The organism is Streptosporangium sp. NPDC020145, from assembly GCF_040631275.1.
In the GTDB taxonomy this organism is placed as follows: domain Bacteria; phylum Actinomycetota; class Actinomycetes; order Streptosporangiales; family Streptosporangiaceae; genus Streptosporangium.
Genome location: NZ_JBEXZT010000002.1, coordinates 129,753 through 149,150, shown reverse-complemented (window position 1 = coordinate 149,150; position 19,398 = coordinate 129,753). Strand labels below are relative to the sequence as shown.

Sequence of the window (19,398 nt, the reverse complement as noted above, 5' to 3'; positions counted from 1 at the left end):
GCGCTCCTTCGCTCCTCAGTCCAAGCACCGACGCGCCCAAGCCGTGTCTTTTTGCTCCGCCTGGCGGCGTCGCGGGCTTGGGCGCTTCGAGTCGGTGCTTTCCCTCGTCGTTCGTCCGCTGCGCTCCTTCGCTCCTCAGTCCAAGCACCGACGCGCCCAAGCCGGACACTCCTCACACACGGCGCCGGTAAGGCACGAGGGCAAAAGCTTCACACCGGGAGCTGGTAAGGCAGGGGGCCGAAACCCTCACACTTGGGGGCGGTAAGGCACAAGGGCAAAAGCCTCGTGTGCGGTGCCGGGAGTGGTCGGGTTCTTTGGGGGAGTCCGCTCTTGGCGCCGGGGTGAGTTCCCTGGGGGTCGTACTCGGGGGAACCTGGGGTGGCGTGGGGCGGGGGTGGTGGAGGGGAGTGGTGAGGTAATGGAGATCTGGCGGTGAGGTAAGGCAGCCCGATTGGGCTAGTCGTCTTCCTCGTAGCCGGGGTCTACGGATTCGGGGGACAGACCCAGGAGACCGGCGATCTGTTCGACCACGGTGTCGTGGACCAGGGCTCCCAGCTGGTCGCGGTCGCGGGCCCTGGCCTCAAGGGGGCGCCGGTAGACGATCACGACGGCGGGGCGCTTGCCGACGGCGGGTTCCGAGCGGCCGAACGGGATCGGCTCGCCGGACAGCAGGCCCGGGCCGTCGCCCAGCTCCGACAGCGGCGGCACCTCCTCGATCGCGAACTCGACGGACGCGAGCTGGGTGCCCCAGCGTGGCTTGAGACGGTCCACGGCGTCCAGGACGAGATCGTCGAAGCGCTCGCTGCGCGACTTGGCGATCGGCACATGGGAGGGTGCCAGCGGGCCCCGCATGCCACGACCGTGTCGGTCGCGTTTGCGAGGAGGGCGAGGTCTACCTGGTGCCGGGCTCACGGGCCAAGCTTAGACATGCCTGGTGGGAAGGTGGAAAGGGGTTGACGGGAGGGTGTGCAAGCCGTACAGGCGGGTGGAAGCCGGGACACGTGTCCGAATTGTGGCGACACGCTCGTTAAGAGCGCTCAGATAGTGGCGCCCTGGACGCTTACCGGATACGGTCCCACCGTGAGCCCCGTCCGCCGCTGTTCCCGCACCGCGTGCAGTCAGCCTGCCGTATTCACGCTCACGTACGTCTACGCCGACTCGACCGCCGTTCTCGGGCCCTTGGCGACGTACGCCGAGCCGCACTGTTACGACCTGTGCGCCGAGCATGCGGAGCGGCTCACCGCCCCACGGGGCTGGGAGGTCGTCCGGCTGCCGAGCGACGGAGCGCCGCCGAGCACCGACGACCTCGAAGCGCTCGCCAACGCCGTCCGGGAGGCGGCCAGGCCCGCGACGAAGGGCACCGAGCCCGTGGGCCAGGGAGTCGAGGTCGGGCGTCGTGGACACCTGAGAGTGTTGCGCTCAGCCCAGCCACAGCCCCACCCCGCGCAGCCCCAGCGCGACCGCTGAGCCGTACGTCCCCACCCCCCGGAGCGGCGAGGGTTCCGGAACCCGGGACACAGCTCAGAAGAACCTCATCACGGAGACGCCCCACCTTGCGCCCCCGACAACGGTGCCCGCAGTGGAGAGTCCACTCAGAACGGCCTTCTTCGGCGCGGCGAGTGAAGAGTTTCGCATGTGCCTTACCGGCGCCAAGTGTGAGGAGTTTGATCTTTGCTTTACCGGTCCCGTGTGTGAGGAGTGTCCGGCTTGGGCGCGTCGGTGCTTGGACTGAGGAGCGAAGGAGCGCAGCGGATGAGCGACGAGGGAAAGCACCGACCCAGGGCGCCCAAGCCCGCGACGCCGTCAGGCGGAGCAAGGGGGCACAGCGACGAGGGAAAGCGTTGGCTCGAAGCGCCCAAGCCCGCGACGCCGCCAGGCGGAGCAAGGGGGCACAGCAGGCGGCGCAAAGGGACACCGACCCCCTAGGCTTGGGGGCGGCAGAGACGAGTCAAAGGGGCGGAGCTGGAGTGGGCGACCTCGCCAGGATCTTCAAGGCGTACGACGTGCGCGGCGTCGTGCCGGACGAGTTAGACGAGGAGACCGCGTGGGCGGTCGGCGCGGCCTTCGTTGAGGTCACCGGTGCCGGGTCCGTCGTGGTCACGCACGACATGCGTGCCTCATCGGCTCCGCTGGCCGCGGCCTTCGCCGGCGGGGCCGTCTCACGTGGGGCCGACGTGGTGGACACCGGTCTCGGCTCGACCGACATGCTCTATTACGCCAGCGGCAGTCTGGGCATGGCCGGGGTGATGTTCACCGCCAGCCACAATCCGGCCCGTTACAACGGCATGAAGATGTGCCGTGCGGGCGCGGTGCCGATCGGTGGGGAGACCGGGCTCACCGAGATCCGCGACCGGGCGGCCGAACTGCTCGCCGCGGGCGGCGAGGGCGGCGAGGGCGGCGGTACGGTCTCCCGGCGTGATCTGCTGCAGGGCTACGCGGACCACCTGCGCACGCTGGTCGACCTGTCCGGTGTCCGGCCGTTGAAGGTCGTGGTCGACGCGGGCAACGGGATGGCGGGGCACACGGTGCCGGTGGTCTTCGAGGGGCTTCCCGTCGAGCTGACCGCGCTCTACTTCGAGCTCGACGGCGACTTCCCCAACCACGAGGCCAATCCGATCGAGCCGGAGAACCTGCGTGACCTGCAGAAGGCCGTGCTCGACGTGGGCGCGGACATCGGCCTCGCCTTCGACGGCGACGCCGACCGCTGCTGGGTCGTGGACGAGCGCGGCGAGTCGGTCTCGCCCTCCACGATCACCGCGCTGGTCGCCGCCCGTGAGCTGGCCAAGCAGCCCGGCGCCACGATCATCCACAACCTGATCACCTCGCGGGGCGTTCCCGAGATCGTCGCCGAGCACGGCGGGGTCCCGGTCAGGACCCGGGTCGGGCACTCCTTCATCAAGGCCGAGATGGCCAGGAGCGGCGCGGTCTTCGGCGGTGAGCACTCCGCGCACTACTACTTCAAGGACTTCTGGTTCGCCGACACCGGCATGCTGGCCGCGCTGCACGTGCTGGCCGCGCTGGGTGAGCAGGACAGGCCGCTGTCGGAGATCCTCGCGGGTTACGCCCGCTACGCCGCCTCCGGGGAGATCAACAGTACGGTCGCCGACCAGCGGGCCGCGACGGCGCGGGTCAGGCAGGTCTTCGAGGGCAGGGACGGCGTCACCTTCGACGACCTGGACGGTCTGACCGTCTCCGGCCCCGGATGGTGGTTCAATCTTCGTCCGTCCAACACCGAGCCGCTGCTCAGGCTGAACGCCGAGGCGGCCGACGAGATTCAGATGGCGGCGATCAGGGACGAGGTCCTCGCCGTCGTGAGGAGCTGAGCACGTGAAGATCGACGAGTGGTTGCTGGAGATCCTGGCCTGCCCCAACTGCAAGTCTCCGTTGCGTGCGGAGCCGGAGGTGGACGAGCTGTCGTGCACTTCGGCCTCGTGCGGGCTGGTCTATCCGGTTCGTGATGACATTCCGGTCCTGCTGGTCGACGAGGCTCGGAAGTCGTGAGCTGGGAGTCGGATCGGCTCGACGACCAGGGGTGGCTGACCGAGGCTGACCCCTCAGGCATGTTGCGCGCCGTCGCCGCCTCGGCGGCGCAGGTGCGCATCTCACATCGGGGTGTCCGTGAGGCCGACCTCACCCGGGTGATCGGGGAGGGCAGGCCGAGGGCGATCGTGGTCGCGGGCATGGGCGGTTCCGGCATCGCCGGTGACATCCTCGACGCGGTGTGCGGCAACGGGGCTCCGTTGCCGATCGTGACGGTGCGTTCCTACCAGTTGCCCGGCTGGGTCGGCGCGACGGACCTGGTGGTCGCCGTGTCGTGTTCGGGCAAGACCGAGGAGACACTCGCGGTGGCCACGGAGGCCGTCCGCAGAGGGTGCCGCCTGCTGGTGCTGGCCGCGGCGAACTCTCCGCTGCACGCGGTCGCCAGGCAGTCGGGCGCGCCGTTCGTGCCGGTGACCACCGGCGGGCAGCCCCGGGCGGCGGTCTGGGCGCTGTCGGTGCCGTTGCTCGTGGTCGCCGCCGAACTCGGCGTGCTCCAGATGGACGACGGGGTGATCGAGGAGGTCGCCAAGCGTCTTGAGGAGATCGCCCACCGCTGCCGTCCGGTGAGTGAGTCCTTCATCAACCCGGGCAAGACGCTGGCGATGGAGCTGGCGGAGACGGTGCCGATGATCTGGGGTTCCTCCCGGCTCTCGGCCGTGGCCGCCTACCGGTGGGCCAGCCAGCTCAACGAGAACGGCAAGTACCCGGCCGTCTGGGGACAGATCCCGGAGGCCAACCACAACCAGGTGGTGGCCTTCGACGGTCCGTTGGCGCAGCGGGACATCTTCGCCGACGACGCGGGCCGGTCGCTGCGGCTGTTCATGCTGCGTGACACGGAGGAGCATCCGCAGGAGGCGCGGCGGCGTGAGGTCTCGGTGCGGATGGCCGAGGACAGGGGCGTTCCGGCCACCCAGCTCGTCGCGGAGGGCGCTCATCCGCTTGAGCGGCTCGCGACGCTGATCGGACTGGGCGACTACGCGAGTACCTATCTCGCCCTGGGGTACGGGATCGATCCGACCCCCGTGTCGGCCATCACGGAACTAAAGGCGAGAATTTCCCAATAGTATCCTCTCGTCTTTTTCGGACTATGTAAGCGGAGGCTGTCGTGAGTGCGGGCGGCGGTACAAAGGCGATCATCGCGGCGTTGAGCGCGAACCTTGCGATCGCGGCGGCCAAGTTCGTCGCCTTCCTGGTCACGACTTCGTCGTCCATGCTCGCCGAGTCGATTCACTCCCTCGCCGACTCGGGGAACCAGGTGTTGCTGCTGGTCGGCGGGAAGCGGGCCGAGCGCAAGCGCACCCCGGAGCACCCCTTCGGCTACGGCAGGGAACGCTACTTCTACGCCTTCGTGGTCGCGGTGGTGCTGTTCACGATCGGTGCGCTCTTCTCCCTCTACGAGGGCTGGCACAAGATCAGTGACCCGCACCCGGTGGAGACGCCGATCGTGGCCTTCGCGGTGCTGATCTTCGCGATCATCGCGGAGGGCTTCTCCTTCCGCACCGCGATCAAGGAGTCCAACTCGCTGCGCGGCAAGCAGACGTGGGTCCAGTTCATCCGCAGGTCCAAGTCGCCCGAGCTGCCGGTCATCGTCCTGGAGGACCTGGGCGCCCTGGTCGGCCTCGTCCTGGCGCTGGTCGGTGTGACGCTCGCCGTCATCACCGGCGACGGCGTCTGGGACGGCGTCGGCACGATGGCGATCGGCGTGCTGCTGGCCGTCATCGCGATCGTGCTGGCCATCGAGACCAAGTCGCTGCTGATCGGCGAGAGCGCCGGCCCCGAGGTCGAGGGTCAGATCATCGCCGCCCTGGAGAGCGCCCCCGAGGTGGTCAGGGTCATTCACATGCGCACCCTCCACCTCGGCCCCGAGGAGCTTCTGGTCGCCGCGAAGATCGCGGTCGACCACGACGACACGGCCGCCGAGGTGGCCAGGGGCATCGACGAGGCGGAGCAGCGCATCCGCTCCGCCGTGCCGATCGCCCGCGTCATCTACCTGGAGCCCGACCTCGACCGGGCCAAGACGGGCGGGATCACCCCCGGGCCGCACGCGGCCAACGGCCGGGTGTGACCGGGGAGGTTCACGCGCCGGGGACCACCAGTCCCGTCTCGTAGGCGTGGATGACGGCCTGCGTGCGGTCGCGCAGGTTCAGCTTGGCCAGCAGCCTGGCCACGTGGGTCTTGACGGTGTGTTCGGTGACCACGAGGCGGGAGGCGATCTCGGCGTTCGACAGCCCCTGGGCGATCAGCCGCAGCACCTCGACCTCACGCGGGGTCAGCGGCCCGCCGTCCGCGGCGGGCCTTCGCTGCCGGGAGAACTCGGCGATCAGTCGCCTGGTGATCCTGGGGGCCAGCAGCGCGTCCCCACGGGCCACCGTCCGCACGGCCTCCGCCAGATCTCCGGCCCTGACGTCCTTGAGCAGGAACCCGCTCGCCCCCGCGGTGAGCGCGTCGTACACGTAGTCGTCGAGGTCGAACGTGGTGATCATGATGATCCTGGTCGCCTCGGTCTCCAGGATTCGGCGGGCCGCCTCGATGCCGTTCATCTCCGGCATCCGGATGTCCAGCAGCGCGACGTCGGGACGGGTCCGCCGTGCCAGCCGTACGGCCTGGGCGCCGTCGGGGGCGGTTCCCACGACGGTGATGTCGGGCTGGGCCCTGAGCACCGCGGCGAAGCCCCGCAGCACGACCGGCTGGTCGTCGGCGATCAGCACCCGGATCCGGCCGTCCACGGCCGTCCCGGGAGGAGCCCCGGAGGCCGTCCCGGGGAGAGCCTCGGCTTGAGGACCGGGGAGGGCTTCGGCCGGAGGGCCGGTGACAGCCTCGGCGTCAGGGGCGGGAGGTTCGGGGGTGGTCATTCGAGGGGGAGACCCACCTGGATGAGGAAGCCACCGGAGGGGCCGGGGCCCGCCTTGAACCAGCCGCCGAGGGCGAGGGCGCGTTCGCGCATGCCGACCAGGCCGTGCCCGTTCTCGGTGTCGCCGGAGGGGCCGGGGCCGTTGTCGGTGATCCGCAGCGCCAGCAGGGCAGGGCGGTAGGCCAGCTCGATCGAGACCCGGGCGCCGGGCGCGTGGACGCGGACGTTGGTCAGCGCCTCCTGGATGATCCGGTAGGCGGAGACGTCCACGGCCTGCGGCAGGGGGACCTCCTCCCCGATCACGTCGAGGTCGACCTCGCCCTCGTGTCGTCCGACCAGTTCGGGAAGCCGCGCCAGCCCCGGTTGTGGCGCGGTCTCCGGGGCGGTGACGACGTCGGCGCGCAGCACGCCGAGCAGGCGGCGCATCTCGGTGAGGGTGGTCCGGGCGGAGGTCGCGATCTCGGCGAACTCCTGGAGGGTCCGCTCGTCGAGGCCGTCGAGCGTGTAGGGGGCGGTCTCGGCCTGCACGGCGATCTTCGAGACGGAGTGGGCCACGATGTCGTGCATCTCCCTGGCGATCCTGGCCCGCTCGGCCATCGCGGCCTGCTCCCTGAGCGTCTCCAGGTTGCCCGCGCGCATCTCCGTGATCGTGCTGGCGCTGCGCCGTACATGGGCGAGGAAGATCAGCAGGACGGTTCCGAGGAACAGGACGACGAGCGGGGAGAGCGCCTGTCTGTCGATCGTGGTGATGGACAGCACCTCCCTCCCGTTCCGCAGGAACACGGCCGCCAGGAGCAGGATCGTCAGGGCGCCGATGACCAGCCCGACGACGAGCGGGCCGACGATCCGCGCGATCGTGTAGAGGGTGAGCGCGCCGGACAGCACCACGCCGAACGGGGGGTAGTCGGGCAGTACGCCGGTGTAGAGCAGGCAGAGCGCGCCGAAGGAGACCAGCGTGACGACCGCCCAGGGGTGCCTGCGCCGTACGACGTGCGGCAGCGTGGCGAGCACGGCGGCCAGCATGGTCAGGGAGGACCGGCCGCCGAGCTGGGCCAGGGCGAGGAACATGAGCAGGACGCCGACGGCGACGTCGGTGAGGGGGGAGGCGATGACCCGCCGGAGGTTCAGGGCGTCGACCCTCCGTTCGGCCTCGGTTAATACGGTTGCGACGTTCATGGGGAGAATTGTCGCGACGGAGGCCGTCCGGCGTCGTCACTCCTGGGAGCGACGTTCCCCTCCGGCGGTCAGGAGCGCCCCTGGAGCAGGCGCAGGGCTTTCTCCTTCTCGAAGTCCAGCGCCCTGCGCGGGGCCTGGAGGCGGCCGATCCGCAGCCCGAGATCCCGTACGGCCTGCGCGACGGCGGGCTCGCTCAGCACCCGCAGCGCGAACGCCAGCTCGGCGGGGGAGACGTCGAAGCGCTTCTCCAGCTCGACGCCCTGTGCCACGGCGGCCAGTTCCTCCTGGCCGAAGCGGCGGTGCGCCCCCTGGGTCCTGACGGGCGGGAGCAGTCCCAGGGCCTCGCGGTAGCGGAGCATTCTGGGGGACATTCCCAGCCGTTTCGCGGCCTCGGTGATCCGCATATCGCGCCTTTCCTGGAAACCTCACATTCTTGTGTAAGGTTACCGCCTCACAAGGTGCGCGGAGCCGTATCGGGCGCCTACACTCACTTCGTCTGCTTTCCGGTGGAGTGAGAGCCGTGCCCGGAAGCGAAGCGGGGCCGCGCACGCGGCGAGCCCGGCGGGGGCATGCGGCGCCAGACCATCAACCAGAGGGGTTAATTCATGGACTTCAAGGTCGCCGACCTTTCCCTGGCCGCTTTCGGGCGTCGGGAGATCCAGCTCGCCGAGCACGAGATGCCGGGTCTGATGGCCGTCCGCAAGGAGTACGCGGACTCCCAGCCGCTGGCCGGCGCGAAGATCATGGGCTCGCTGCACATGACCATCCAGACCGCCGTGCTGATCGAGACGCTGGTCGCGCTCGGCGCCGAGGTTCGCTGGGTGAGCTGCAACATCTTCTCCACCCAGGACCACGCCGCCGCCGCCGTGGTCGTCGGCCCCGAGGGCACCGTCGAGGACCCCAAGGGCGTTCCGGTCTTCGCCTGGAAGGGCGAGACCCTGGAGGAGTACTGGTGGTGCACCGAGCAGGCGCTCGTCTGGCCCGGCGGTGACGGCCCCAACATGATCCTCGACGACGGTGGCGACGCGACGCTGCTCGTCCACAAGGGTGTCGAGTACGAGAAGGCCGGTGCCGTCCCCGGCGCCTCCGAGGGCGACTCCGAGGAGTGGCAGGTCATCCTGGAGCTGCTGCGCCGTACGGTCGGGCCGGACAAGCGCTGGACCGAGATCGCCTCGCGCATCAAGGGCGTCACCGAGGAGACCACCACCGGTGTCCACCGCCTGTACGAGATGTTCAAGGCGGGCTCGCTGCTCTTCCCGGCGATCAACGTCAACGACTCGGTGACCAAGTCGAAGTTCGACAACAAGTACGGCTGCCGCCACTCGGTCATCGACGGCCTCAACCGCGCCACCGACGTGCTGATCGGCGGCAAGGTCGCGGTCGTGGCCGGTTACGGCGACGTCGGCAAGGGCTGCGCCGACGCCCTCAGGGGCCAGGGCGCCCGGGTCATCGTCACCGAGATCGACCCGATCTGCGCGCTCCAGGCGGCCATGGACGGCTTCCAGGTCACCACGCTCGACGACGTCGTCGGCATCGCCGACATCTTCGTCACCACGACCGGCAACTTCGACATCATCACCGCCGACCACATGTCGCGGATGAAGCACAACGCGATCGTGTCCAACATCGGGCACTTCGACAACGAGATCGACATGGCCGGCCTGGCCAAGATCCCGGGCATCGTCAAGACCGAGGTCAAGCCGCAGGTCCACACCTGGGCCTTCCCCGACGGCCGTCAGATCATCGTGCTCGCCGAGGGCCGTCTGATGAACCTGGGCTGCGCCACCGGCCACCCCTCGTTCGTCATGTCCAACTCGTTCACCAACCAGGTGATCGCCCAGATCGAGCTGTTCACCAAGACCGAGCAGTACCCGGTCGGCGTCTACGTGCTGCCCAAGCACCTGGACGAGAAGGTCGCCCGCCTCCACCTCGACGCCCTCGGCGTGAAGCTCACCAAGCTCACCAAGGAGCAGGCGGAGTACATCGGCGTGGACGTCGAGGGCCCCTACAAGGCCGACCACTACCGTTACTGATCGAACCGTCAGACCCGGCCCCCGCGTGGCACGCGGGGGCCTTCGGGCCATCTGGGGAGGACCGTGGACAGCGCGCTGACGGCCGCCGGGGAGCGGCGGATCGGGTGGGCGGCGCGGGCGATGCCGGTGCTCACCGCGATCGGGGAACGGTTCGCGGCCGACGAGCCGTTCGACGGGCTGCGGATCGCCGCCTGCCTGCACGTGACGGCGGAGACCGCCGTCCTCATGGGTGCCCTTCGGGCGGGCGGGGCCGAGATCGCGCTGGCCGCCTCCAACCCGCTGTCCACCCAGGACGACGTGGCCCAGGCCCTCGGCGCGTACGGCGTGCGCGTGCACGCGCTGGCGGGGGTCGACCGGCAGACCTACTACCGGCACATCCACCAGGCCCTGGACATCGTCCCCGACCTGGTTCTCGACGACGGCTGTGACCTGGTCAACATCCTGCACACCGAGCGGACCGAACTCCTCGAAACGGTCTCCGGCGGCTGCGAGGAGACCACGACCGGGGTCATCAGGCTCCGGCAGATGGCGGCGGAGCGGGCGTTGCGCTTCCCCGTCGTCGCGGTCAACGACACCCGGACCAAACGGATGTTCGACAACCGGTACGGCACCGGCCAGTCGACCCTGGACGGCATCATGCGCGCGACCAACACGCTGCTGGCGGGCAAGGTCGTGGTCGTCGCCGGGTTCGGCTTCTGTGGCCGGGGGGTGGCCGAGCGGGCCAGGGGCCTGGGCGCCCGGGTCGTCGTCACCGAGATCGACCCGGTCAAGGCGCTCGACGCCTCGCTGCAGGGTTACGACGTGCGGACCATGGCCGCCGCGGCGGTGGTCGGCGACGTGTTCGTCACCGTGACCGGCAACCGCGACGTCATCAGGGGTGAGCACCTGGCGGCGATGAAGGACGGGGCGATCCTGGCCAACGCCGGCCACTTCGACGTCGAGATCGACGTCAGGGCCCTTGAGGAACTGGCCCGCGAGGTGCGGCCCGGGGTGCGGCCGAACACCGACGAGTACGTCCTGGCCGACGGGCGCAGGCTGTTGCTGCTGGCCGAGGGTCGTCTGGTGAACCTCACGGCCGCCGAGGGGCACCCGGCCGCCGTCATGGACATGTCCTTCTCCGCCCAGGCCCTCGCCGTGGCCTGGCTGGCCCGTGAGCGGGCCCGGCTCGAACCCGGCGTCTACGACGTTCCCGAGGAGGTCGACGTGGAGGTGGCCAGGCTCAAGCTCGCCGCCGCGGGCATCGAGGTCGACCACCTGACCACGCAGCAGGAGGAGTACCTGCGCTCCTGGCGCCTGGGCTCCTGACCTCAGGGGGAGGCCAGGAGGCGGGCCATCCTGCGGATCTCCCCGGCCTGGACCGTGGCGATCTCGTTGGCCATCTCCTCGATCCTCAGGTGCGAGCCGTTGGTCAGGACCTCCGCCGACATCGTGATCGCGCCCCGGTGGTGGGCCGTCATCAGCCGCAGGAAGAGGCGGTCGAACTCCGGGCCCGAGGCGGCGGCCAGGGTGCCGAGCTGCTCGGGGGTGGCCATACCGGGCATGACGCCGTGGTTCGTGTGGTGGTCCGGCAGCCGCATGCCCTGCTCGGTCAGCCACCGGGACATGACCTGGATCTCCGGCCCCTGTGAGTCCCTGATCCGGGAGGCCAGGGCGCGGACCGTCGGGTCGCCCGCGTGGGTGAGGGCCAGGGTCGCCATCTCCAGGGCCTGCCGGTGGTGGACGATCATGTCCTGCGCGTACCGCACGTCGGCCGCGTTCGCCGTCGGGGTGGGCACCGCCGTCGCCGCCTCGTCCGCCCCGAGCGTCCTGGCGGCCTCGCCCGGCCTGCCGGGCGCGATGACGGGCGCGGTCGGCGGCGCGGCCGACAGCGGGGCGGACAGCGCCGCCGGTCGCCCGCCGGTCGAGCAGGCGGTGGCCGACAGGGCCGACAGGGCCGTGAGAACGGCGAGCACCAGTCTGACGCGCACCCGGCCTCCTTCGTGATCTCCCGACTCCCCCGGGCAAGGACGATAACCCGGGGAGAGAAAGGAGTAAAGGCCGCAGAACGGGAAAATTTACTGACGTGGTCAGGTCTTGTGGTGTCTGCCGTTCGGATAAACAATTCAGTTATTTATCTGTGCTTTATGGCATAAGCGGCAAGGAGGATCACCGGTGTTATCCCCTCTCAGGAAGGGCCTTGGTGGCCGATTCCTGATCGCGGCCGCGGCCGCGGCGGCGCTGGTCCTGGCCACCGTACCGGCCCAGGCCTCCGATCTCCCGGCCCCCGGCCAGGTGGTCACCAGTGCGAATGTGGCGCATGTGACGAATGTTCCCAAGCCCGCCGGGCTGGAGAAGACCATCAACACCGACATCGCATTCCAGGGTGACTATGCGTTCGTCGGAAATTACGGCGGTTTCGCTATCTACGACATTCGCGACCCGAAACACGTCAAGGTGGTCAGCAGCGTCGTATGCCCCGGTTCCCAGATGGACGTCACCGTCCACGACAACCTGCTGTTCACCGCGGTCGACTCCTCCCGCAACAACGACTCCTGCAGCAGCACCGCGCAGAGCGCGTCGGTCAAGGAGTCGTGGGAGGGCGTCCGGATCTTCGACATCAGCGACAAGGCACATCCGAAGTACATCAAGTCGGTCGAGACGAACTGCGGCTCCCACACCCTGACCCAGGTGCCGGGCAAGGGCAGGGACCGCTGGAGGAACGTCTACCTGTACGTCTCCTCCTACAGCCCCAACGCGGCCTTCCCCGACTGCCAGCCGCCGCATGACAAGATCTCGGTCATCAAGGTGCCGCTGCACAGGCCGGTGGACGCCGCGGTCGTCACCACGCCGGTCGTCTTCCCCGACGGCGGCAACGAGACCCAGCCCGGTCTGCTGCTGCCGACCACCGGCTGCCACGACATCACCGTCTACGCGGAGAAGGACATCGCGGCCGGGGCCTGCATGGGTGACGGCGTGCTGCTGGACATCTCCGACCGGGAGAACCCGGTCGTCACGGCCCGGGTGACCGACCCGAACTTCGCCTTCTGGCACTCGGCGACGTTCAACAACGAGGGCACCAAGGTCATCTTCACCGACGAACTCGGCGGCGGCGGCGCGGCCACCTGCAACGAGGAGACGGGACCCAACCGGGGAGCCGACGCCATCTTCGACATCAGGCGCGGCAGGCTGGTCTTCAAGAGCTACTTCAAGATCTCCCGCTACCAGGGGGAGACCGAGAACTGCGTCGCGCACAACGGCTCACCGATCCCGGTCAGGGGCCGCGACATCCTGGTCCAGGCGTGGTACCAGGGCGGCGTCTCCGTCATCGACTTCACCGACTCGGCCCACCCGAAGGAGATCGGCTTCTTCGAGCGCGGTCCCGACCCCAGCGGTGGCTCCGGCGGCATCTGGTCGGCCTACTACTACAACGGCTACGTCTACGGCAGTGACTTCAACTTCGGGCTCGACGTCCTCAACATCAGCGACAGGCGCACCGACCCGGCGAGGTGGGTCCGCTTCGACCGGTTGAACGTGCAGACCCAGACCTCCTACAGGGGCTGGTTCGGCGTCGGGGCGGAGTGACCGTTCCCCTTCTCCGGTGCCCCGGTCCGCCATGGCCGGGGCACGTCGGTGTTCAGGCGGGCGGGACGAAGCCGCCGGGGGTGGTCGTGGGAGGCGCCTGTGGGACCTGCGGGGGCCGAGGGGGCTGAGGGGCCTGGGGGGCCGGCGTGGGGGGAGCGAAGGGCAGGCCGTACGGCGCGGGCGGCTGCGGATACGGCTGGTACGGAGCCTGGGACGGGGCCTGGAACCGGGGGTCGGGCGGGGGAGCGCCGATCCGCTGCGCCAGCCGCACCTGGTCACGCCTGCGGCGCTCGGCCAGTACGGCGGTCAGGTAGGCGAACGGCGGCACCCCGGACGGCGGGGGCGGTGAGACGAAGGCCGACATCTCGGTGGCGATGCGCACCCCCATCTCGTGCTGCACGGCGGGCGAGAGGTCGTGCCAGCGCATGAGGTACTGCCTGGCGGTCGCGGCGACCCCCTCGGGCAGCCGGGACAGTTCGAGCGTCGCGGCCCAGGCGGCCAGCGGCGGGGGCATCTCCAGGGGCGGGCCGTACTGCCTGGGGGAGCGCTCGGCGATCACGACGGTGCCCGCGAAGACGTCACCGAGCCGTTTGCCCTTCTCGGAGATCAGCGAGCCGATCAGCGCCGGGGCGCCGCCGAGCATCCAGAACTCCACCATTCCGGACAGGCCGCGGAACAGCGCCTGCCGGAACCGCTCCGGGCCGCCGTCGTCGCTGACGACCCTGAGCCCGAGGGCGAGTTTGCCCAGGCTGCGGCCCCTGCTGAGGGTCTCGAAGACCACGGGGTAGCCGACGAGCACGGACACGGTGAAGGCGATGTAGAGCATCACGACCAGTGCCTCGTCGGCGTTCCAGGCCAGGACGCCGATCAGCTGGGAAACGCCGAACAGCGTCACGAACTGGACCGTCATGTCGATCAGCAGTGCCAGGGCCCGGCTCGGTAGCTGGGCGATCCTGACTTCGACGACGACGGCCTCGCCGGTTACGACATCGGTCACATCAGCACCCTACCTATGACGGACCATCCCACTCCCCTACGCAGTTGGTCACTCTCCCTCGAACCGCCAGCGTGTCGCCGTCGAGCCGTCGGCGCCGTAGCCGAAGGCGCGGGTCGGAATGATCCGGTAGACACCGTACTCGGGGGAGCCGGGCAGGTCGTCGGCGAAGGCGGAACCGTCGCGCACCGACAGCCCCCAGCCGTACTTGGCCCCGAAGGCGTCGAGGACCCGCCTGATGCCGTCCTCGTCCGTGATCCGTACGGCCTCGCCCTCGATGACGAGGTCGAGTGTCTCGTCGGCGGCGGTGAGGACGCAGCGGGGGTCGCCGGCGAGGTTCCTGCTCTTGCGGGAGTGGGGGCGGCTGGTGAAGCAGGGCGCGCCGTCGACCCAGACCGGCATCAGCGGCACGGCGTGCGGGCCGCCGTCCGGCCGTCCGGTCGACAGCCACGCCCGGTGCGCCGACTCGACGCACGTCCGTGCCAGGTCCCAGGACTTCACCGTCGCCGGGTCGGTGCTGATGGGGGTGGCGTCGGCCTCGCTGAACAGGAGCTCGGCCACCGGGTTCTTCGACATCGCGGATCAGTCCTCTCCTCGTCAGTTCCCTGAGGGAACTCATAGGGCGACCGTAGCAGAGACCATTCCCTGAGGGAACCCACTCGCCTAGACTGGGCCGATGCAACGCACTCGGTTCGGTGACATGGCCTGTTCCATCGCCCGCACGCTGGACGTCGTGGGCGAGCCGTGGTCACCGTTGATCCTGCGGGACGTCTACGTTGGAATGAACCGCTTCGAGCAGATCCAGCAGGACCTGGGCATCTCCCGCAAGGTGCTCGCCGAACGGCTCAGATGGCTGACCGAGAACGGCGTGCTCGAACGACGGGCGTACTCGGAGCGGCCACCCCGCGACGAGTATCTGCTCACCGCCAAGGGCAGGGAGCTGTGCGACCTGCTGCTGGTGATGGTGCGCTGGGGTGACCGCTGGACCTCGGGCGAGGCGGGGCCGCCGGTGCTCTACCGCCACCACGCCTGCGGCGAGATCGGCCACGTCGAGCTGTGCTGCTCCTCGTGCGGGCAGCCGATGCGCGCCACCGACGTGGACGTACTGCCCGGCCCGGGAGCGGGCGGGGAGCCGCTCAGAACTCCAGACGCGGAGCCGACCGGCTGAGTGTCACGGCCTTGGGCGCGACCGGCCAGACCTCGCCGAGCTGCCCGGCGACCGTGGCCGTGAGCTCCTCGACGTCCCCGGCCGCCGAGTCGTGCAGCGCCTCGGCGACGATCAGGACCGAGGCGGTGCCCGGCCGTACGGCGGACAGCCCGCTCTGCCGGTTCGTCCACCGGCGGGCGTGCGCCCGGCCCTCGGCGTCGGCGAAGACCACCTCGCGCGGCTCCGGGTTCTCGGTCTCCCCGGAGAAGGTCAGGTAGGTCTCCTCGCCGGTCGCGTGCCTGACCTCAAGGCCCCCGGAGACGTTGGCCAGGTCGAACACGGCGATCGGGATCGCGAACGCGATCGAGACCGCGTTGCACAGGTCGATCAGCGGGTGGATCCGGGGAAGGTCCCCCTCCTTCTTGAAGCGCCGCAGCAGCGCCTCGGAGGCGCAGCGGTACTGGGTCGGCTTGAGGCCCATCTTGGAGAAGGTCCGCCGCCAGGCCTGGATCTCGGGGAACTCGGCCTCGGAGCCCGCCGCGAGCCGTCGCCCGGCGACGGCGGCGAACTCCGTGATCCGCTCCTCGACGGACGCCTCCGGGGTGATCCCGGTGGCCAGGACCACTCCGGCGGCGAGGCCGGGGTGCTCCGCCCAGATGTCGTCCGCGTGCTGGAAGTACATGAGGCCGCTCCCCGTGGGTTCATGTGTCTAGGAGGACACCGTAACCGGTGTCGATCACCGGTACGGTTCGTGGGAACGGGCCGGGACGGGTCAGGAGAGACGGGCGGTGAGGGCGGCGGCGTCGGCGGGGCCGAGCCGGACGCCGAAGGTCTCCTCAAGGACCTTCGGCACCTCGCCGGGTTCGAGATGCCGCTCCTCGGCGGAGCCGTCGGGGTGGTGGGCGGTCAGCGTGGTCCCCAACAGGCCGTACAGGACCCCGGGGCCGGGTCGCCTGACCACGAGACGGTTGACGAACGGCGAGTTCGGATGAGTTGAGATGTAGTGATTTATCACGACATAGTCGACCGGGTAGCGCGGGTCGAGAGTGAAGGAGTGCAGGTCGAGCCAGCCGTCGGCGGGGCTGCGCAGGGAGTTCAGCACCCACTCCCGCCCAGACCGTTCCAGCCGGAAGCGCCGGCCGCCCTGCTCCGACTCGGCGCCCTCGACCAGCTCGATCGGCTCGGTCGGCCCCTCGCCGAAGCCGACGTCGCAGATCCACCCGCTTTCCGGGGACCCGGGCACCTCGACCAGCAGGAGCGCGTGCGTCGCGGCCCGCAGCCTGTCGGAGCCCATCCGCACCCGTGCGGCGAGCCCGGTCACGCCGAACCCCAGCCGTTCGAGCGCCGCGGCGAACAACCGGGTGTGCTCGTAGCAGTAGCCGCCGCGTGCCCCGCGCACCATCTTGTCCTGAAGGGCTTCGAGGTCGAGGAGGACCGGGCGGCCCAGCACGACCTCCAGGTTCTCGAAGGGGATCGCGGCCGCGTGCGCCCGCTGCAGGGCGCGCAGCGTCCGCGCGGTCGGCGCGAGGTCCCCCTCGAAGGAGATCCGCGCCAGATAGGCCGCCAGGTCCAGCGTCTCGCCGTCCCAGCCACGCCCCGCCTGGTTCATGTCCCGTCCCCGTCCGGCTCGACCACTCCACAGGTCTCCGAACCTAGGACCTCAATCCCCCTTGAGGTCAAGAAGGGCCCCCGGGCGCGGCATTAGGCTTTCCTGGTGGACATCGACGCCTTCGTCAACGCGCACCGCCCCGTCTGGGACCGCCTTGAGGAGCTGGTACGGCGCCGCAGGTCGCTGAACGGCGCCGAGATCGACGAACTCGTCGAGCTCTACCAGAGGGTCGCGACGCACCTGTCCATCGTGCGCTCAGGCCGGGCGGACCCGTTCCTGGTCGGGCGGCTCTCCGCGCTGGTGGCCAGGGCCCGTTCCGCGGTGACCGGCGCGCACACCCCCGCCTGGCGGGAGTTCGTCCGCTTCTTCACGGTCTCCTTCCCCGTGGTCGCCTACCGCGCCCGCTGGTGGTGGATCGCGACGACCGGGGCGTTCCTGCTGGTCTCGGTGGTCATGGCCGTCTGGGTCGCGCGCGACCCCGCGGTCCAGGCCGCGGTCGGCACGCCGGAGGAGATCCGTCAGCTCGTCGAGCACGACTTCGCCGACTACTACTCGGAGCACCCCGGGGCCTCGTTCGCGGGCCAGGTCTGGGTCAACAACGCCTGGGTCTCGATGCAGGTCATCGTGATGGCCATCCTGCTCGGCCTGCCGATCCCGTACATCCTGTGGCAGAACGCGGCCAACGTGGCCGTCTCCGCAGGTCTGATGGCCTCCCACGACAGGCTGGACGTCTTCTTCGGGCTCATCACGCCGCACGGCCTGCTCGAACTGACCGCCGTCTTCCTGGCCGCCGCCGTCGGCATGCGCCTGGGCTGGACGGTCGTCAACCCGGGGCCGCGCGGGCGGGGCGAGGTCCTCGCCGAGCAGGGCAGAGCCGTGGTGAGCGTGGCGCTCGGGCTGGTCGTCGTCCTGCTGGTCTCCGGGCTCATCGAGGGCCTGGTCACCCCCTCGGGCCTGCCGACCTGGGCGCGCGTCGGCATCGGGGTCGTCGCGGAGGCGGCCTTCCTGGCCTACGTGATCTTCTTCGGCCGCCGTGCCGTGGCCGCGGGGGAGACCGGAGACCTGGAGCGGGCGCCCGACCTGGCCCCGAGCGCCGGATAGGAGCCCGGGGGCCGGGTCACAGGCGGCCCGCGGCCTTCAGGGCGAGGTAGGCGTCGGCGAGGGCGGGGGCGATCTGCTCGGGGGCGGCGTCGACCACCTCGACGCCGTGTCGTCTGAGCCGGGCGGTGATCCTGCGCCGCTCGGCGCTGTGCCGTTCGGCCGCCGCGGCGTTGTAGACCAGTTCGGCGGTGCCGCGCCCGGCCTCCATCGCCGCGACCTGAGGGTCGGAGACGGCGGCCAGCAGTACCAGGTGCCGGGAGGAGAGCTGGGGGAGCACGGGCAGCAGCCCCTCCTCAAGCGAGGCCGGGTTCAGGTCGGTGAGTACCACGACCAGGCAGCGCCGCTTCGCCCTGGACAGCACGGCCGAGACCATGTCCGCCGAGTCGGCCTCGATCAATTCGGCCTCGATCGGGGCCATGGTGTTGACCAGGGTGGACAGCAGGTCGCCACGGCCCGCGCCGGAGACCCAGGCCCGCACCGCGCGGTCGTGGGCCATGAAGTCGACCCGGTCGCCCGCCCGTGAGGCCAGCGCGGCCAGCAGCAGGGCCGCGTCCATCGACCAGTCGAGGCGGGGCCAGCCGGGCGCCACCCCGGTTCCACCAGGGATGTCCCGGTTGCGGGGAAGCTCACCCGCGAGCGGGATCGGGGCGGTGCCGACCCGTCCCGCCGAGGTGCGCCCGGTGTCCAGGACGATCAGCACCCGGCGGTCGCGTTCGGGACGCCAGGTGCGGACCACCACGTCGTGGCGGCGGGCGGTCGCCCGCCAGTCGATCGAACGGACGTCGTCACCGACCACGTACTCGCGCAGCGAGTCGAACTCGGTGCCCTGCCCCCTGATCATCGAGGGGTGCCTGCCCTCAAGCTCCCTGAGCCTGGACAGCTTGGCGGGCAGGTGCTTGCGGCTGAGGAACGGCGGCAGCACCCGGACCGACCACGGCACGCTGTGGGAGCCCTGGCGGCCCGCGATGCCCAGCGGGCCCAGCGTCCGTACGGTGACCGTGACCGCCTCCCGGTCCCCCCTTCGGGACGGGGTGAGCGTCGTGACCAGGCGGCGGCGCTCCCCGGGAGGGACGTCGAGGACGAAACGGCGCGGAGCCGCCCCCGCCGACGGGGGCCAGGCGTCCCTGAGCAGTCCCTTAGCCCTGCGAGGGCCGGGGTTCTCCACGATCAGCTCGACCGCCGCGGTCTCGCCGAGCCGTACCAGGCGGTCTCCCGCGCGGCTCAGGCGCAGCGGTCGCACGCCCGCGGCCAGCGCCAGGTCGATCGCGACCAGCGCGACCAGCAGCAGCGCGACGGCGGCGACCGCCAGACCGGGCCTGGGCGCGAACAGCACGACCAGCGTCCCCAGCAGGGCCAGCAGCGCGGCCCGTCCCGTCAGTGCCATGT

At 70.3% G+C, this 19,398-nt stretch carries 20 protein-coding genes; 10 read left to right on the top strand and 10 right to left on the bottom strand.

The window, feature by feature from the left end:
- Window positions 1-456: 456 nt before the first annotated feature.
- Complete coding sequence (locus ABZ463_RS03305; protein ID WP_352009872.1) at window positions 457-852, bottom strand: metallopeptidase family protein; 396 nt, start codon at window positions 850-852, stop codon at window positions 457-459.
- 228 nt (window positions 853-1,080) lie between these two features.
- Between ABZ463_RS03305 and ABZ463_RS03300 the strand changes: the two genes are divergently transcribed.
- The 5 genes from ABZ463_RS03300 to ABZ463_RS03280 all read left to right on the top strand — a co-directional run bounded on the left by ABZ463_RS03300 (window position 1,081) and on the right by ABZ463_RS03280 (window position 5,605).
- Window positions 1,081-1,467 carry a DUF3499 domain-containing protein gene (locus ABZ463_RS03300; RefSeq protein ID WP_352009871.1) on the top strand — a complete coding sequence of 129 codons (387 nt, stop codon included), beginning with the start codon at window positions 1,081-1,083 and terminating at the stop codon, window positions 1,465-1,467.
- Window positions 1,468-1,967: 500 nt separating this feature from the next.
- A complete protein-coding gene (locus tag ABZ463_RS03295; protein WP_362772453.1) occupies window positions 1,968-3,323 on the top strand; it encodes a phosphomannomutase/phosphoglucomutase in 1,356 nt (451 codons plus the stop codon).
- A 4-nt stretch (window positions 3,324-3,327) separates the two neighbouring features.
- A complete protein-coding gene (locus ABZ463_RS03290) occupies window positions 3,328-3,501 on the top strand; it encodes a Trm112 family protein (protein WP_184712993.1) in 174 nt (57 codons plus the stop codon).
- Entirely contained in the window at window positions 3,498-4,604 is a 1,107-nt protein-coding gene (locus ABZ463_RS03285) for a bifunctional phosphoglucose/phosphomannose isomerase (protein WP_362772450.1), read from the top strand. Before ABZ463_RS03290 ends, ABZ463_RS03285 begins: the two co-directional genes overlap by 4 nt.
- Window positions 4,605-4,645: 41 nt before the next feature.
- On the top strand, window positions 4,646-5,605 hold the full coding sequence (locus tag ABZ463_RS03280; protein ID WP_362772448.1) for a cation diffusion facilitator family transporter: 960 nt from the start codon (window positions 4,646-4,648) through the stop codon (window positions 5,603-5,605).
- A gap of 10 nt (window positions 5,606-5,615) precedes the next feature.
- Here ABZ463_RS03280 and ABZ463_RS03275 read toward each other — a convergent pair whose 3' ends face one another.
- The 3 genes from ABZ463_RS03275 to ABZ463_RS03265 form a co-directional block, all read right to left on the bottom strand.
- Complete coding sequence (locus ABZ463_RS03275; RefSeq protein WP_362772445.1) at window positions 5,616-6,392, bottom strand: response regulator transcription factor; 777 nt, start codon at window positions 6,390-6,392, stop codon at window positions 5,616-5,618.
- Window positions 6,389-7,567, bottom strand: coding sequence for a histidine kinase (locus tag ABZ463_RS03270; RefSeq protein ID WP_362772442.1), 1,179 nt, complete (start codon window positions 7,565-7,567; stop codon window positions 6,389-6,391). Before ABZ463_RS03270 ends, ABZ463_RS03275 begins: the two co-directional genes overlap by 4 nt.
- A gap of 68 nt (window positions 7,568-7,635) precedes the next feature.
- Complete coding sequence (locus tag ABZ463_RS03265) at window positions 7,636-7,971, bottom strand: MerR family DNA-binding transcriptional regulator (protein WP_352009865.1); 336 nt, start codon at window positions 7,969-7,971, stop codon at window positions 7,636-7,638.
- A gap of 201 nt (window positions 7,972-8,172) precedes the next feature.
- Between ABZ463_RS03265 and ahcY the strand changes: the two genes are divergently transcribed.
- Entirely contained in the window at window positions 8,173-9,600 is a 1,428-nt protein-coding gene (gene ahcY / locus ABZ463_RS03260) for an adenosylhomocysteinase (protein ID WP_352009864.1), read from the top strand.
- Between the two features lie 63 nt (window positions 9,601-9,663).
- Entirely contained in the window at window positions 9,664-10,905 is a 1,242-nt protein-coding gene (locus ABZ463_RS03255) for an adenosylhomocysteinase (protein ID WP_352009863.1), read from the top strand.
- 2 nt (window positions 10,906-10,907) lie between these two features.
- Here ABZ463_RS03255 and ABZ463_RS03250 read toward each other — a convergent pair whose 3' ends face one another.
- Complete coding sequence (locus ABZ463_RS03250; RefSeq protein WP_362772437.1) at window positions 10,908-11,567, bottom strand: DUF305 domain-containing protein; 660 nt, start codon at window positions 11,565-11,567, stop codon at window positions 10,908-10,910.
- 184 nt (window positions 11,568-11,751) lie between these two features.
- On the opposite strand from ABZ463_RS03250, the gene ABZ463_RS03245 reads away from it, so the two are divergent.
- Window positions 11,752-13,161 (top strand): hypothetical protein, encoded by a 1,410-nt coding sequence (locus ABZ463_RS03245; protein ID WP_362772434.1) that lies wholly within the window; start codon window positions 11,752-11,754, stop codon window positions 13,159-13,161.
- Between the two features lie 52 nt (window positions 13,162-13,213).
- On the opposite strand, the gene ABZ463_RS03240 is transcribed toward ABZ463_RS03245, so the two are convergent.
- A complete protein-coding gene (locus ABZ463_RS03240; RefSeq protein ID WP_362772431.1) occupies window positions 13,214-14,158 on the bottom strand; it encodes an RDD family protein in 945 nt (314 codons plus the stop codon).
- Window positions 14,159-14,206: 48 nt separating this feature from the next.
- On the bottom strand, window positions 14,207-14,731 hold the full coding sequence (locus ABZ463_RS03235; protein WP_352009859.1) for a pyridoxamine 5'-phosphate oxidase family protein: 525 nt from the start codon (window positions 14,729-14,731) through the stop codon (window positions 14,207-14,209).
- 100 nt (window positions 14,732-14,831) lie between these two features.
- Here ABZ463_RS03235 and ABZ463_RS03230 point away from each other — a divergent pair, with 100 nt between their 5' ends.
- Window positions 14,832-15,323, top strand: a complete 492-nt coding sequence (locus ABZ463_RS03230) for a helix-turn-helix domain-containing protein (RefSeq protein ID WP_352009858.1) — start codon at window positions 14,832-14,834, stop codon at window positions 15,321-15,323.
- On the opposite strand, the gene ABZ463_RS03225 is transcribed toward ABZ463_RS03230, so the two are convergent.
- Both ABZ463_RS03225 and ABZ463_RS03220 read right to left on the bottom strand, forming a co-directional pair.
- On the bottom strand, window positions 15,292-15,984 hold the full coding sequence (locus tag ABZ463_RS03225) for a phenylalanine--tRNA ligase beta subunit-related protein (protein WP_352009857.1): 693 nt from the start codon (window positions 15,982-15,984) through the stop codon (window positions 15,292-15,294). The two genes, ABZ463_RS03230 and ABZ463_RS03225, sit on opposite strands and share 32 nt — an antisense overlap.
- A gap of 90 nt (window positions 15,985-16,074) precedes the next feature.
- Complete coding sequence (locus ABZ463_RS03220) at window positions 16,075-16,911, bottom strand: arylamine N-acetyltransferase (protein WP_362772426.1); 837 nt, start codon at window positions 16,909-16,911, stop codon at window positions 16,075-16,077.
- Window positions 16,912-17,016: 105 nt separating this feature from the next.
- Between ABZ463_RS03220 and ABZ463_RS03215 the strand changes: the two genes are divergently transcribed.
- Window positions 17,017-18,012, top strand: a complete 996-nt coding sequence (locus ABZ463_RS03215) for a stage II sporulation protein M (protein WP_362772423.1) — start codon at window positions 17,017-17,019, stop codon at window positions 18,010-18,012.
- Window positions 18,013-18,028: 16 nt separating this feature from the next.
- Here ABZ463_RS03215 and ABZ463_RS03210 read toward each other — a convergent pair whose 3' ends face one another.
- Entirely contained in the window at window positions 18,029-19,396 is a 1,368-nt protein-coding gene (locus ABZ463_RS03210) for a DUF58 domain-containing protein (RefSeq protein WP_352009854.1), read from the bottom strand.
- Window positions 19,397-19,398 lie beyond the last annotated feature (2 nt).

What these genes read in the sequence shown, in the direction of transcription:
- ABZ463_RS03265 (WP_352009865.1), bottom strand. Translation starts at nt 7,971, where the DNA reads ATGCGGATCACCGAGGCCGCGAAACGGCTGGGAATGTCCCCCAGAATG.
- ABZ463_RS03305 (WP_352009872.1), bottom strand. Translation starts at nt 852, where the DNA reads ATGCGGGGCCCGCTGGCACCCTCCCATGTGCCGATCGCCAAGTCGCGC.
- ABZ463_RS03210 (WP_352009854.1), bottom strand. Translation starts at nt 19,396, where the DNA reads ATGGCACTGACGGGACGGGCCGCGCTGCTGGCCCTGCTGGGGACGCTG.
- ABZ463_RS03270 (WP_362772442.1), bottom strand. Translation starts at nt 7,567, where the DNA reads ATGAACGTCGCAACCGTATTAACCGAGGCCGAACGGAGGGTCGACGCC.
- ABZ463_RS03225 (WP_352009857.1), bottom strand. Translation starts at nt 15,984, where the DNA reads ATGTACTTCCAGCACGCGGACGACATCTGGGCGGAGCACCCCGGCCTC.
- ABZ463_RS03220 (WP_362772426.1), bottom strand. Translation starts at nt 16,911, where the DNA reads ATGAACCAGGCGGGGCGTGGCTGGGACGGCGAGACGCTGGACCTGGCG.
- ABZ463_RS03230 (WP_352009858.1), top strand. Translation starts at nt 14,832, where the DNA reads ATGCAACGCACTCGGTTCGGTGACATGGCCTGTTCCATCGCCCGCACG.
- ABZ463_RS03235 (WP_352009859.1), bottom strand. Translation starts at nt 14,731, where the DNA reads ATGTCGAAGAACCCGGTGGCCGAGCTCCTGTTCAGCGAGGCCGACGCC.
- ABZ463_RS03275 (WP_362772445.1), bottom strand. Translation starts at nt 6,392, where the DNA reads ATGACCACCCCCGAACCTCCCGCCCCTGACGCCGAGGCTGTCACCGGC.
- ahcY (WP_352009864.1), top strand. Translation starts at nt 8,173, where the DNA reads ATGGACTTCAAGGTCGCCGACCTTTCCCTGGCCGCTTTCGGGCGTCGG.